This window comes from Spirillospora sp. NPDC029432, from assembly GCF_040703975.1.
In the GTDB taxonomy this organism is placed as follows: Bacteria; Actinomycetota; Actinomycetes; order Streptosporangiales; family Streptosporangiaceae; genus Spirillospora.
Genome location: NZ_JBEZWH010000085.1, coordinates 18,679 through 31,574, shown reverse-complemented (window position 1 = coordinate 31,574; position 12,896 = coordinate 18,679). Strand labels below are relative to the sequence as shown.

12 protein-coding genes are annotated in these 12,896 nt (G+C 74.6%); 8 read left to right on the top strand and 4 right to left on the bottom strand.

The genetic code is table 11. The annotated features are described in order from the left end of the window. Positions 1-72: 72 nt before the first annotated feature. Genes AB0881_RS37405 through AB0881_RS37390 form a run of 4 tightly spaced genes read right to left on the bottom strand, consistent with a single transcriptional unit; the run spans position 73 to position 4,350 of the window. Positions 73-1,464, bottom strand: coding sequence for an MmgE/PrpD family protein (locus AB0881_RS37405; protein WP_366624989.1), 1,392 nt, complete (start codon positions 1,462-1,464; stop codon positions 73-75). After that, positions 1,461-2,282, bottom strand: coding sequence for a cyclase family protein (locus tag AB0881_RS37400; RefSeq protein WP_366624987.1), 822 nt, complete (start codon positions 2,280-2,282; stop codon positions 1,461-1,463). The genes AB0881_RS37405 and AB0881_RS37400 overlap by 4 nt, the downstream gene beginning before the upstream one ends. A gap of 35 nt (positions 2,283-2,317) precedes the next feature. Then, the gene (locus AB0881_RS37395; protein ID WP_366624985.1) at positions 2,318-3,166 is read right to left on the bottom strand and encodes a CoA ester lyase; all 849 of its coding nucleotides are present in this window, start codon (positions 3,164-3,166) and stop codon (positions 2,318-2,320) included. Continuing rightward, positions 3,163-4,350, bottom strand: a complete 1,188-nt coding sequence (locus AB0881_RS37390) for a CoA transferase (RefSeq protein WP_366624983.1) — start codon at positions 4,348-4,350, stop codon at positions 3,163-3,165. The genes AB0881_RS37395 and AB0881_RS37390 overlap by 4 nt, the downstream gene beginning before the upstream one ends. Before the next feature lie 325 nt (positions 4,351-4,675). On the opposite strand from AB0881_RS37390, the gene AB0881_RS37385 reads away from it, so the two are divergent. The 8 genes from AB0881_RS37385 to AB0881_RS37350 are packed head-to-tail and all read left to right on the top strand — an operon-like array spanning position 4,676 to position 12,893. Continuing rightward, positions 4,676-5,926 carry an ABC transporter substrate-binding protein gene (locus tag AB0881_RS37385; RefSeq protein ID WP_366624981.1) on the top strand — a complete coding sequence of 417 codons (1,251 nt, stop codon included), beginning with the start codon at positions 4,676-4,678 and terminating at the stop codon, positions 5,924-5,926. Then, the gene (locus tag AB0881_RS37380; protein ID WP_366624979.1) at positions 5,923-6,990 is read left to right on the top strand and encodes a branched-chain amino acid ABC transporter permease; all 1,068 of its coding nucleotides are present in this window, start codon (positions 5,923-5,925) and stop codon (positions 6,988-6,990) included. Before AB0881_RS37385 ends, AB0881_RS37380 begins: the two co-directional genes overlap by 4 nt. Beyond that, positions 6,987-8,033, top strand: coding sequence for a branched-chain amino acid ABC transporter permease (locus AB0881_RS37375; protein WP_366624977.1), 1,047 nt, complete (start codon positions 6,987-6,989; stop codon positions 8,031-8,033). The genes AB0881_RS37380 and AB0881_RS37375 overlap by 4 nt, the downstream gene beginning before the upstream one ends. Next, positions 8,030-8,830, top strand: a complete 801-nt coding sequence (locus tag AB0881_RS37370; RefSeq protein WP_366624975.1) for an ABC transporter ATP-binding protein — start codon at positions 8,030-8,032, stop codon at positions 8,828-8,830. The genes AB0881_RS37375 and AB0881_RS37370 overlap by 4 nt, the downstream gene beginning before the upstream one ends. After that, the gene (locus tag AB0881_RS37365; protein ID WP_366624973.1) at positions 8,817-9,518 is read left to right on the top strand and encodes an ABC transporter ATP-binding protein; all 702 of its coding nucleotides are present in this window, start codon (positions 8,817-8,819) and stop codon (positions 9,516-9,518) included. The genes AB0881_RS37370 and AB0881_RS37365 overlap by 14 nt, the downstream gene beginning before the upstream one ends. After that, complete coding sequence (locus AB0881_RS37360; RefSeq protein WP_366624971.1) at positions 9,515-10,885, top strand: MmgE/PrpD family protein; 1,371 nt, start codon at positions 9,515-9,517, stop codon at positions 10,883-10,885. Before AB0881_RS37365 ends, AB0881_RS37360 begins: the two co-directional genes overlap by 4 nt. Then, positions 10,882-11,520, top strand: coding sequence for an aspartate/glutamate racemase family protein (locus AB0881_RS37355; protein ID WP_366624969.1), 639 nt, complete (start codon positions 10,882-10,884; stop codon positions 11,518-11,520). Before AB0881_RS37360 ends, AB0881_RS37355 begins: the two co-directional genes overlap by 4 nt. Continuing rightward, the gene (locus AB0881_RS37350; RefSeq protein ID WP_366624967.1) at positions 11,517-12,893 is read left to right on the top strand and encodes an FAD-binding protein; all 1,377 of its coding nucleotides are present in this window, start codon (positions 11,517-11,519) and stop codon (positions 12,891-12,893) included. Before AB0881_RS37355 ends, AB0881_RS37350 begins: the two co-directional genes overlap by 4 nt. Positions 12,894-12,896: the final 3 nt, after the last annotated feature.

Below are 12,896 nucleotides of genomic sequence, written 5' to 3'. Positions count from 1 at the left end.
CCGACAAGCTCCGCGCGATCGGCCGCAACCGCGAGCTGCCGATGTGAGCGCGCGTGCCGGGCGGGCCGCGGGCTAGCGGTCGGTGAGCCGCCCGAGGTCGTCCAGGTCGCCGAGGCCGTACGCCAGCTCGGTGATCTGGCCGGCCCGCTCGGGGGAGACGCGCCGGGACGCGTTCAGCCGGAACTTGGTGGCCAGCTCCTCGGCCGACAGCGGGTTCCCGGGACCGCCCCGGTTGTTGTCGACGCGCTCCTCCAGGAGCTCGCCGCCGCGCATCCGGACCCGCAGCACGGCCGGGAACTGGTGCGGGAAGATCTCGTCGCACCGGGCGTCCGGGACGCAGCGGACCTTCGCGGCCAGTTCGAGCCGGGCCGGGTCGGCGGCCGCCGCGTCGGTGAAGTCCTCGTGGAACAGCCCGAGCCCGCCGCCGCCGAGCAGCGCCGCCGCCACGGTGTACGGCCCCGAGAACGCCGCGTGGTAGCCCGACTTCGGCCTGATCTTGTCCTCGCGCGGCTCCCCGATCGTGCGGAGCACGGCCGTGGGGGCGCCGAGCTCGATGGACTCGATCTCGGCCGGGTCCACGTTCCGGGCGCGCAGCCGCAGGGCGGCGTCGATGCCCGCGTGGGTGAAGTGGTTGCACGGGTACGGCTTGAAGAAGATCCCCGGCAGCTCCCAGTCCTCGCCCAGCCCGCGTGTCATCGCCTCCGGGTCGGCCTGGTCGCCGCAGAACGCCTGGAGCAGCCCGAAGCGGCCCTCCAGGACGGTCGGCGGTCCTGTGATCCCGGTACGGGCGAGCCCGGCGGCGGTGACGGCGGCGTGCGCGGCCCAGCCGCAGTGGATCCGCTTGACCGTGCCGCCGGTGCGGTTGGCCTCCAGCAGGCCGGAGCCCATGCTGGACGCGATCCCCATCGCGTCGGCGATGCCGCCGGCGGGCAGGCCCGACAGCATCGCGCCGGCGGCGGCGCCGCCCAGGGCGCCGCAGATGGCGGTGGCGTGCAGGCCGCGCTCGAAGAAGACCGAGTTGCCGAGCCGCTCGTCGTAGCCGGCCATGCCCACCCGGACGGCGATCTCGATGCCCGCGCCGATCGCGTCCAGCAGCGCGGCGCCGGTCGCGCCGCGCGACTCGGCCACCGCCAGCGCCGCCGGGACGACGGACGCGGACGGGTGCAGCACCGACGGCAGGTGCGTGTCGTCGAAGTCGAGCGAGTGGGCGAGGGTGCCGTTCAGCAGGGCGGCGCTGGGCTCGGGGAGCCGCCCGCCGGCGCCGATCGCGGTGGCGCGGCCGTTCCCGCCCCACTCGGCGACCAGGGCGCCGACCGCCTCGGCGGGCCGTTCGGACGTGGCCGCCAGGCTGTTGCCCAGGACGTCCAGGACGCGGCGGGCGGCGTCGGCGCGCAGCTCGGCGGGCAGGCCGCGGTCCCGTACCCCGGCGGCGAACTCGGCGAGACGCTGGACGTAAGTGGTCACGCGCTCACCGCCGCGAGCGGCCGGACCGGGGAGCCGGTGCCGCCGACGATGCGCAGCGGGGCGAGCATGAACACGAACTCGTGCACGCCCTCCGCCGCGATCGCCTCAAGGGCGAGGTGCTCCATGATGAAGATCCCCGACTCGACCAGCAGGACGCGGTGGACGGGCAGCACGGCGTGCCCCGCCCCCGCCGGGATCTGCTCGTAGGCGGTCGTGTCGGCGCCGGTCGCGACGACCTTGCGCGCCGCCAGCCACCGGGCCGCCTCGACGGTGGCGCCGGGGACGCCGGTCTCCTTGCCCATGTACGCGGTGGCGTCGTCGAAGTTGCGCGCCCAACCGGTGCGGATCAGCGCGACGTCGCCCTCGCCGGGCTCGGCGCCCGCGCGCTCGGCGGCCCGGTCCAGGTCCTCGGCGGTGACGCCGTACCCGGGCGGCAGCGTCGGCACGCCGTGGACGGCGGCGACGTCCAGCAGGACGCCGCGGCGCAGCAGCGCGGGCAGGTTCTCGGCGCCGTGCTCGCGGAACACGCCGCCCTTCTGCGCCTCGGCGGCGTCGATCCCGCCGTGCAGCCTCCCCTCGTGGCTGACGTGCGAGAGCGCGTCGATGTGGGTGCCCACGTGGCCGCCGGTCACGATGATCTCGTTGGCGGCCGAGCCGCCGTCGGGGCGCTCCATGTCGCCGTGCCGCCGGATGAGCGTCATCCGGAAGCCGGGGTGGTTGGGGGAGCAGGGCATGCCGGTGAAGTGCGGCTGGCCGAGCTCGATCGTCCGGACCCCGCCGGCGACGGCGGCCAGGAGGGGATCGCGAGTGTCGGTCATCAGTGTCCTCGGTGTCCTCGGTGTCCTCAAAGTCCTCAGCGTTCCCGGTCTTCTCGGGGACCTTGCGTGCCGGCGAGCGCGAGGAGCCAGCGGGCCCGCTCCACGACCGCCTTGTCGACGAATCGCCCGTCGGCGTCGATCCAGGCCGCCTCGGTGGCCGTCTCGAGCCGTTCCACCAGGGCCCGCGCCCGCGCGGTCTCCTCGGGGTCGGGCGCGCAGACCTCGTGCACGACGGGGATCTGCGCGGGGTGGACGACCGACCGGCCGAAGAACCCGGCGCGCGCGCCCGCCTCGGTGTCGGCGCGAAGGCCGTCCAGGTCGCGGACGGCGGTCCACACGCTCTGCGCCGGGCTCGGCAGGCCCGCCGCGCGGGCCGCGACCACGATCCGGGAGCGCGGCCAGGCCAGCGCCTCCCGGCCGGCGGCGCGCAGGTCGGCCGCCAGGTCGGCCTCGCCCAGCGAGATCCCCGCGACCAGCTCGTGCGCGGTGGCCAGGGCGAAGGCGTTCTCCACGCCGAGGGCCGACTCCAGCACGGGGAACACCGGCACGCCGAGCGCGTCGGCCGTCCGGGCGAGCTCGCCCGGGTCCTCGCACTTGGGGATCCGCACGCCCGCCAGGGCGCCGGGCTCCGCGGCCAGGGCCGCGACGTCGGCGGCGCCCTCGGGGGTGTCCGGCGCGTTGATCCGCACGTACGCCCGCCGCTCCGCGAGGGTCTCCAGCACGGTACGGCGCGCGACGCCCTTGGCCGCCGGGCCGACGGCGTCCTCCAGGTCGAGGATCACCGCGTCGGCGTCGCCCGCGAGGGCCTTGCCGATGCGGTCCGGCCGGTCGCCCGGCACGTACAGCCAGGTCCGGACGGGCCGTCCCGCGGCGGGCACGGTCACTTGACCACGCCCTTGGCGCGCAGCTCGGCCAGCCGCCCGCCGTCCACGCCGTACCGGGCGAGGATCTCCTCGGTGTGCCGGCCGAGCGGCGGGCCGGCCGACTCGATCCGGCCGGGGGTCTCCGAGAGCCGGAAGAGGACGTTCTGCATCTTCACCGGGCCCAGCTCGTCGTCCGGGACGGTCGCGATCGTGCCCAGCGCCTGGAACTGCGGGTCGGCCATGACGTCGGAGGCGTCGTAGATCGGCGCGACGGCGGCCTCGGCCTCCTCGAACGCCTTGACGACCTCGTCCCGGTCGCGCCGCGCGATCCAGGACCCGACGGCCTCGTCCAGCTCGTCGGCGTGCTTCGCGCGCTCGGCACCCGAGGCGAACCAGGGCTCGTCGATGAACTCGGGCCGCCCCACCAGCCGCATCACCCGCTCGGCGATCGACTGCGCGCTGGTGGAGATCGCGACCCACTTGCCGTCGCTGGTCCGGTACGTATTGCGCGGCGCGTTGTTGTGCGACCGGTTGCCGGTGCGCTCCTGGAGCTCGCCGAGCTGGTCGTAGGTGATGATCTGCGGGCCGAGCAGGGTCAGGATCGGCTCGATGATGGCCAGGTCGACCACCTGGCCGCGGCCAGTGGACTCCCGCGCCCGCAGCGCGGTCATGACCGCGAACGCCGTGCTCAGCGCGGCGATCCCGTCGGCCAGCCCGAACGGCGGCAGGGTCGGCGGGCCGTCCGGCTCGCCGGTGATCGCGGCGAACCCGCTCATCGCCTCGGCCAGCGTGCCGAAGCCGGGGCGCTTGGCGTACGGGCCGGTCTGCCCGAAGCCGGTGACCCGGGCCAGCACCAGCCGGGGGTTGATCTCGTGCAGCTCGGCCGGGCCGAGGCCCCAGCGCTCCAGCGTCCCGGGCCGGAAGTTCTCGATCACCACGTCGGCGTCGGCGACCATCCGGCGGAAGATCTCCTGGCCCTCGGGGGAGCCGAGGTAGAGCGTCATCGCCTTCTTGCCGCGGCCGAGCATCTTCCACCACAGCCCGACGCCGTCGCGCTGGGCGCCGTGGGTGCGCACCGGGTCGCCCTTGGGGTGCTCGATCTTGACGACCTCGGCCCCGTAGTCGGCCAGCAGCGTCGCGGCGAGCGGTCCGGCGAACAGCGTGGCCGTGTCGAGGACCCGGATTCCGGACAAAGCCCCCGTCATGGGCGTACCTGCCTTCCTGTCGGCCTGCCGGTCCCGCGGTGGGTCGCGCCCGGGGCGCGCCGCGGGTGTTCGGCCGGACCTCTGAGTGTTTCCCTTAGGGGAACGCTTGTGAACACCATGTTTCGTACCGCACGGTTGCGGCCTTCTTCAAGTTCGCACCGGTCTCACATGTCGGTCAAGTGAAGTGCGGGTATTGACCGGGCAACGTGACCGGTGCCACGATGAGCCTACTCCGGAATGGTGTTCCTCTAAGCGGAACGTAGGCGGGAAAGTCCGGAAGCCCCCGGAGCAGGCCCCCGAGAGGGGCCCGGCGGAGAGAGGTGGAATGTCCGCTCGAAAGCTCGGCGCCGCGCTCGGTGCGTGCGCGCTACTCGCGGCCCTCGCCGGCTGCGGCGGCTCGGCACCGTCCGGCGCCGCGGGCGCGGCCGCGGGCCGCGACGACGGGCCGGTGAAGATCGGCGCCCTGCACCCGGTCAGCGGCGCCAACGCCGTGGACGGCCAGCAGATGCGCCGCGGCGCCCAGATGGCGGTAGAGGCGATCAACGCCGCCGGCGGCATCAAGTCGCTCGGCGGCCGCAAGGTCGAGTTGCTCACCGGCGACACCCAGGGCAAGGCCGAGGTCGGGCAGAGCGAGGCGCAGCGGCTGATCGCCGAGGGCGCCGTCGGCCTGACCGGCACGTACCAGAGCGCCGTCAGCACCAACGTCGCCGTGGTCGCCGAACGCAACCGGGTGCCGTTCGTCATGGACGTGACGGCCACCGACGCGATCTTCGCCAACGGGTACGAGTACGCGTTCCGCGTCCAGCCCGGCAGCAAGGCGATCTCGTCGGCCGGCGCGCGCTACCTCAAGGAGGTGGCGGACGCGGCGGGCAGGCCGGTGCGCAAGGTCGCGATCCTGCACGAGCAGTCCGACTTCGGCGCCGGCGCGGCCGAGGCGTTCACCGCCGAGGCGAAGCGGCTCGGCCTGCCGCTCGGCCCGAACATCAGCTACGACGCCCTCAGCGTCTCCGACCTCACGGCGCAGGTCACGCAGGTCAAGGCGTCCGGCGCGAACGCCCTCGTCGTGGTCGGCTACTACCGCGACAGCCTGCTCGCGGCCAAGGCGATCAACGCGGTCAAGCCCCCGCTGGACGCGGTCTGGGGCGTGTCGAACGGCGCGTTCGACCAGCCCAAGTTCGTGGCCGACGCGGGCGCGCTCGGCGAGCGGTTCTTCAGCGCCAACTACCACTTCGACGCGAAGAACCCGCAGACCGCGAGGCTGCGGGCGGAGTACCAGAAGCGGTACGGCGATCCGATGCGCACCGGCGCGGTGCTCGCCTACGACGCGGTCCAGGTGATCGCGCAGGGCGTCGAGCGGGCCGGCGGCACCGACCCGGAGAAGGTCCGGGACGGGATCCGCGGCTCCCAGGTGGCGCCGCTGACCGTCGGCAACGGCCCGATCAAGTTCGCGCCCAACGGCGACAACGTCAACGCCGGAACCGTCCTGATGCAGGTCCAGGGAGGCCAGGTGAGACAGGTCCATCCCCAGGAGAAGGCCGAATCCAAGCCCAACTACTCGGTGACGTGGCGGTCATGAGCGACATAGGAAACACGGGGCAGGCGGCGCTCGCCCCCGAGAAGGACCCGTCCGCGGCCGCCTCCGGGCCGCCCGGCGGGAAGCGGGCCCGCGAGGGCGCCGGCGCGACCGGCGGGCTGCTCAGGCGGGCCGGGGTCGTCGGCGGCGCGGTCGCCGTGGCGATCGTGGTCGCGCTGCTCCAGTCGGGCAGCGGCCTGGTGGTCTGGCAGTCGGTGGTGACCGGCCTGCTGATGGGCGGCCTGTACGGGCTCATCGCGATGGGCCTGACGCTGATCTTCGGCGTGCTGGACATCGTCAACTTCGCGCACGGCGCGCTGCTGGCGGTCGCGATGTTCATCGCGTTCGGCGTGGTCCAGGGCACCGGCCTGCACCCCTACCTCACGCTCCTGGTGGCGGTCCCGGCGCTGTTCCTGCTGGGCGGCCTGGTGCACCGCGGCCTGCTGAGCGGCGCCGGCGGCGGCTCGCTGGAGAACCAGCTGCTGATCACCCTCGGCCTCTCCCTGCTGCTGGAGAACGGCCTGCTGATGTTCTTCGGCGCGGAGCCCAAGAACGTCCCGCTGCCCGGCGACTTCCAGTTCTCCTTGTTCGGCGCGGTCGTCAGCGGCGCCCGGCTGTACGCGTTCATCGGCGCGCTGGCCCTGGGCGGCCTGCTGTTCTGGATGCTGCGCCACACCCGGCTCGGCACCTCGATCCGCGCGGTGGCGGCCAACAGCGAGGGCGCCCGGCTGGTGGGCATCAACGTCACCCGCATCCACACCCTCACGTTCGCGATCGGCACCGCCTGCGCGGGCGCCGCGGCCGTGCTGGCCGCGCCGCTGGTGACGGTCACGCCGACGCTCGGCGAGCAGTTCAACATCACCGCGTTCGTGGTGGTGGTGCTCGGCGGCATGGGCAACGTCGCCGGCGCGCTCGTCGGCGGGCTGCTGATCGGGCTGGTGGAGCAGCTGACCACGATCTACATGAACGGCCAGAGCTCGCTGCTCGGCGTGTTCGTCGTGTTCGTCGTCGTGCTGTTCCTGCGCCCCGAGGGCCTGTTCGGGCGGCGGGCGGGGGACTCCTCATGAGCGGCGTCACGCTGGCCGAACGGCCCACCGACCGCCCCGTGAAGGCGCCCCCGCTGCGGCCGCAGAACCGGCAGCTGCTGGTCCTGCTGACGCTGCTGGTGGTCGCGATCCCGCTGCCGCTGATCCTGCCGCCCGCCCAGGGCGCGGTCGCGGTGCGGATCCTGATCTTCCTGCTGATGGCGGTCGGCTGGAACATCATGAGCGGCTTCGGCGGCATGTTCAGCTTCGGGCACGCCGCGTACTTCGGCCTCGGCGCGTACACCAGCGCCTACCTCCTGGTCGAGCACGGCGTCTCGCCCTGGATCGGGATGCTGGCCGGGATGGCGGTGGCCGCCCTGGTCGCCGTGGTCATCGGCTACTTCGCGTTCCGCTACAAGCTGCGCGGCGCGTACTTCGCGCTCGCCACCTTCGCGTTCGCGGAGATGCTGCGGCTGATCGTGACCAGCACCGAGTTCACCAACAAGGCGGTCGGCTTCACCGTGCCGCTGATCCAGGGCTCCTCGCTGTCGCTGATCCAGTTCCCGGCCGACTCGCACGCCTACTACTGGATCGCGCTGGCGCTGGCCGGCGCGGCGGTCGCGGTCAGCATCTGGTTCCTGCACTCGCGCACGGGCCGGTACGTGACCGCGATCCGCGACGACGAGCTGGCGGCGTCCTCGCTCGGCACCCCCGTGATGCGGTACCGGCTGGTCACGGTCGCCCTGTCGGCGGCGATCACCGCGGTCGCGGGCGCCTTCTACACTCAGTACTACCTGTTCGTGAACCCCGACCTGGCCTTCGGCTCCGCGGTCTCCATCCAGGCGATCGTGACCGTCGTGATCGGCGGCATCGGCACCATCTGGGGCCCGGTGGTCGGCGCGGTGATCGTCGGCTCGCTGAACGACGTGACCGCCACGCTGCTGCGCACGCCCCCGGACTTCCTGTCCTTCCTCCAGGGCCGCAGCGGGCTCGACGTGGTGCTGTACGCGATCCTGCTGGTCCTGATCGTGCGGCTGCTGCCCAAGGGGATCGTCGGGACGATCTTGGAAAGGCGGCGGCGATGACGGCGAGCACGGACGGCCTGCTCCAGGTCAGCGGTGTCGGCAAGGCGTTCCGCGGGCTGCACGCCCTGGCGGACGTCGAGTTCGCGGTGGCCGAGGGCGAGATCCTCGGGATCATCGGCCCGAACGGCGCCGGCAAGACGACCCTGTTCAACGTGGTGTGCGGCGCGCTCGCCCCCGACACCGGCCGGGTGGTCCTCGGCGGCCGGGACGTCACCGGCGCGGCCCCGCACCGGATCGCGCGGGCCGGGATGGTCCGCACGTTCCAGCTGATGCGGCCGTTCGGCAGCATGACGGTGGCCGAGAACGTCGGCCTGGCCGCCCAGCACGAGCGGATCCCGGCCCGGAAGCTCCGGGAACGCTCGCTGGAGGTGGTGGAACGGGTCGGCCTCGGCCCGTACGCGCACCGCCGCGCCACCGAGCTGCCGACGGCCGGGCTCAAGCGGCTGGAGCTGGCCCGGGCGCTGGCCATGCGGCCCCGGGTGCTGCTGCTGGACGAGGTCCTGGCCGGGCTCGTCCCAGCCGAGCGCGAGCCGGTCCTCGACCTGCTGGCCGACCTGCGCGAGAAGGACGGCACCACGCTGCTGTTCATCGAGCACATCATGGCCGCGGTGATGCGGCTGGCCGACCGGGTGCTGGTCATGGATCAGGGCCGGGTGCTGGCCGCCGGAGCACCCGAGGAGGTCACCGGCGACCCGCGGGTGATCGAGGCGTACCTGGGCGAGGAGCCCGCGGCCGCGGAGCCGCGCGCCGCCGGGGAAGGGGCCGACAGGGAGGACCGGACGCGTGCTGACTCTTGAGAAGGTCTGCGCCGGATACGGCCGCATGCAGATCCTGCACGACATCGACCTGCGCCTCGGCGAGGGCGAGATCGTCGCGCTGGTCGGCGCGAACGGCGCCGGCAAGACCACCACGCTGCGCACGGTGTGCGGGCAGATCCGGCCGTCCGCCGGGACGGTCACCTTCGACGGGGCGCCGACCCTCGGCCGCCGGCCCGACCAGCTCGTCCGCGACGGCCTGGTGCACGTCCCGGAGGACCGGGCGCTGTTCGGCACCCTGACCGTCGAGGAGAACCTGCGGATGGGGGCGTGGACGCGCACCTCCGAGCAGGCCGAGAAGAGCCTCGCCGAGGTGTACGAGCTGTTCCCCGTCCTCGCCGAGCGGCGCACGCAGATCGCGCAGACGTTCAGCGGCGGGCAGCAGCAGATGCTGGCGATCGCCCGCGCGCTGATGGCCGGGCCCCGGCTGCTCATGCTGGACGAGCCGTCCACCGGCCTGTCGCCCAAGCTGACCTGGATCATGCTGGAGGCGATCCGCCGGATCCGCGACACCGGCGTCGCGGTGCTGCTGGTCGAGCAGAACGCCAAGCAGGCCCTCGGCATCGCCGACCGGGCGTACGTGCTGGAGAGCGGTTCGACGGTGCTGGAGGGGACCGGAGCCGAACTGGCCGGCTCCCCCGAGGTGAGGAAGGCCTACCTGGGGCTATGACGACAGGGGAACGCGAGAACGCGGCGGCGGCGGCGACCGCCCGGATGGGCGCGTGGGCGGCCGGTCTGGACCTCGGCGCCGTCCCGGCCGCGGTGGTCGAGCGGCTTTCGCTGGTGCTGCTGGACGTGCTGGGCGTGACGGCGGTGGGCGCGAGCCTGCCGGAGCACCGGGCGCTGCGGGAGGTCTGGACCGTTCCGGAGGGCGGCGCGCCGCTGATCGGGGGCGGCCGGCTGGTGCCCGCCGACACCGCGGCCTGGCTGAACGGCACCGCCCTGGTGGCGCTGGAGCTGGACGAGGGCAACAAGTACGCCAAGGGCCACCCGGCGGCGCACGGCTTCCCGGCGGTGCTGGCCCTGGCGGCCGAGCTGGACCGCGGCGGCCCCGACACCGCCGCGGCCCTGCTCGCCGCGTACGAGGTCGCGGCCCGCTTCGGGCAGGCCGTCCGGCTGCGTCCCGGCGCGCACCCGCACGGCAGCTGGGGCGTCCCGGGCGCGGCGGCCGGCTGCGCGCGGCTGCTCGGGCTCGGCCCCGAGGAGACCGCCGCCGCGATCGACACCGCCGCCGGGATGCCGGTCGCCGGGCACTTCGGCTCGGCGACCGCGGGCAACCCGGTCCGGGACGCCTGGATGGGCGCCTCCAACGCGAGCGGGCTCGCCGCCGCGCGGATGGCGGCGGCCGGGATGGCCCGCAACACCGGCACGGCGGCCCTCTCGCTCGGCACCCTGCTCGGCGAGATCGACCTCGCCGAGCTGACCTCGGGCCTCGGGACGCGCTGGGACGTCACGCGCGGCTACTTCAAGCGGCACGCGTCCTGCTCGTTCACCCACCCGGCCGCCGACGCGGTGCTCGCGCTGCGCGCCGAGGGCGCGCTGGACGGGCGGACGATCGCCGGGATCCTGGTCGAGACGCACGCGCTCGGCGCCGGGCTCACCGCCGTGGAGTGGGACAACCGCCTCTCGGCCATGTTCTCCACGCCGTTCGCCGTGGCCTCGGCGGCGCTCACCGGCGAGGTCGGCCCCCGCTCGGACCTCGGCCGCGCCGACGTGGCGGACCTCGCCCGGCGCGTCCGGGTCGCCGCCGCCGGCGACCTGACGGCCCGGCTGCCGGACGAGCGCGCCGCCCGGGTGACCGTCGAGTTCGCCGGCGGGGGCGGCGCCGTGCGGGAGGTCCCGAACCCCGTGGGGGACGCCGACCACCATCCGTTCGGCGAGGAGGAACTGATCGGGCTGCTGAAGGGCTGGCTGCCGGAGCGGGCCGGATTCGTCGGCACGGCGGTCCGGGTCGCCCGCGAGCTGCCCGGCCTGGAACGGGTGGGCGCCGCCCTGCGGACGCTCGCCGGAACGGAAGGAAAGGAGCAGAGCCGATGACGCGTGCCCTCGCGGTGACGCCCATCCACCTGCCCGCCGCGGAGATCGCGCGGCGGCAGGCCCGCTACGACCGGCTCGCGCCGCCCGGCCTGCGGATCGAGCTGCGCGACGTGGGCCCGGCGGCGCCGGAGGCGCTGGACACCGAGGACGCCGTCCGCGCCTCGGAGAAGGAGGTCGCCGCCGCCCTGGAACGGGAGTCGGCGGGCGCGGGCTTCGACCTCGCGTTCCCCGACTGCGTCCTCGACCCGGCCGTCCCGGACGCCGTCGTGGAGCCCGGCGGCCCGCCGGTGCACGGGCTGCTCAAGCTCAGCGCCATGCACCTGGCCGCCCGCGGCGAGCGGTTCGGCGCGGTCGTCCGCAACCAGGCGATCGGCGCCGAGCTGTGCCGGCGGCTGAACGGGTACGGGCTCAAGCGGTACGTGGCGGGCGTGGTCGTGATGGACCTGCCGTTCGACGCGATCGCCGACACCGGTGCGTGGAACGCGGCGCTCGCCGAGGCGGTCCGCGAGCTGGCCGAGCGCGGCGCCACCGCGGTGATCAACGGCTGCTCCGCCGTCGACGTGGAGCCGGCCGACCTTCCGGCCCGCATCGTCGACCCGACCGGGCTGGCGCTCGGCCTGATGGTGGCGGCATGAGCGAGGGACCCGACCTGGTCGTCGCCGGCGCGGGCGGCGGGCTCGCGGGCGCGCTGCGCGCCGCCGAGCGGGGCCTGAGCGTCCTGGTCGTGGAGGCCAGCGAGCACTACCGGCGCGGCAACAACACCTCGATGTCCACGGCGATGTTCCCCGGCGCGGGCTCGCGCTGGCAGGCCGAGGAGGGCGTGGACGACTCCCCGGACCGGTTCGTCGAGGACATCATGGCCAAGACGGAGGGGCGGGCCGACCCGCGGCTGGCCCGGACGCTGGCCGAGGTCGGCGCGCCGCTGGTGGAGTGGCTCGCCGACTCGGTGGGCCTCCCGCTGTCGCTGGTCACCGACTTCAACTACCCCGGGCACTCCGTCCCGCGCTGCCACTCGATCCCCGGCCGGCACGGCTCCGGCGTGATCGACCACCTGGCGCGCCGGGTCGCCGGGCACCCCGGGATCGACATGCTCGTCCCGGCCCGGCTCACCGCCGTCCGCACGGGCGCGGACGGCGCGGTCGCCGCGGCCGTCGTCGCGTACCCGGACGGGACCGAGGAGGAGATCCCGACCCGGGCCGTCCTGCTGGCCACCAACGGGTACGGCGCCGACCGGGAGCTGGTCGCCGAGCACCTGCCGGAGATCGCGGACGCCGTCTACCACGGCAGCGACCAGTCGCTCGGCGACGCGCTGCGCATCGGCGCGCGGCTCGGCGCGGCCACCGGGTTCCTGGACGCCTACCAGGGCCACGGCGCGCTCGCGGCGGGCGCCGGCACGCTGGTCGGCTGGGCGACGATCATCCACGGCGCGGTGCTGGTCGACACGCTCGGCCGCCGGTTCGGCAACGAGACCCGCGGCTACTCCGAGTACGCCGCCGAGCTGGCCGCCCGGCCCGGCGCCACCGGCTGGATCGTCCTGGACGAGACGATCTTCGAGCAGTGCCAGGCGTTCCAGGACTTCCGCGACACCGTGGAGTCCGGCGTGCTGGTCTGGGCGGACGACGCCGACGGGCTCGCCAAGGCGACCGGCCTGCCCGCCGGCGCCCTGGCCGAGGAGCTGGAGGCGGCCGCGGCCATCGCGCGCGGCGAGCGTCCCGACCCGTTCGGCCGCACCAACTGGGAACGGCCGCTCGAACCGCGCTACGCCGCCGTGCGCGTCGTGCCGGCGCTGTTCCACACCCAGGGCGGGCTGCTCGTCGACGAGCACGCCAACGTGGTCGACGGCGACGACCGCCCGATCCCCGGCCTGTACGCGGCGGGCGGCGCCGCCGCCGGCATCTCCGGCCACGGCGCCGCCGGGTACCTGCCCGGCAACGGCCTGCTCCCCGCGTTCGGACTGGCCTACCTGGCCGCCGACCACGTGGCCGAACGAACCGCTGAAACCGTTTAGTAG

Bases quoted from the DNA above. Each gene is read 5' to 3' on its own strand.
- AB0881_RS37350 (WP_366624967.1), top strand. From the start codon at position 11,517: ATGAGCGAGGGACCCGACCTGGTCGTCGCCGGCGCGGGCGGCGGGCTC.
- AB0881_RS37390 (WP_366624983.1), bottom strand. From the start codon at position 4,350: ATGACGGGGGCTTTGTCCGGAATCCGGGTCCTCGACACGGCCACGCTG.
- AB0881_RS37385 (WP_366624981.1), top strand. From the start codon at position 4,676: ATGTCCGCTCGAAAGCTCGGCGCCGCGCTCGGTGCGTGCGCGCTACTC.
- AB0881_RS37380 (WP_366624979.1), top strand. From the start codon at position 5,923: ATGAGCGACATAGGAAACACGGGGCAGGCGGCGCTCGCCCCCGAGAAG.
- AB0881_RS37370 (WP_366624975.1), top strand. From the start codon at position 8,030: ATGACGGCGAGCACGGACGGCCTGCTCCAGGTCAGCGGTGTCGGCAAG.
- AB0881_RS37355 (WP_366624969.1), top strand. From the start codon at position 10,882: ATGACGCGTGCCCTCGCGGTGACGCCCATCCACCTGCCCGCCGCGGAG.
- AB0881_RS37360 (WP_366624971.1), top strand. From the start codon at position 9,515: ATGACGACAGGGGAACGCGAGAACGCGGCGGCGGCGGCGACCGCCCGG.
- AB0881_RS37400 (WP_366624987.1), bottom strand. From the start codon at position 2,282: ATGACCGACACTCGCGATCCCCTCCTGGCCGCCGTCGCCGGCGGGGTC.
- AB0881_RS37375 (WP_366624977.1), top strand. From the start codon at position 6,987: ATGAGCGGCGTCACGCTGGCCGAACGGCCCACCGACCGCCCCGTGAAG.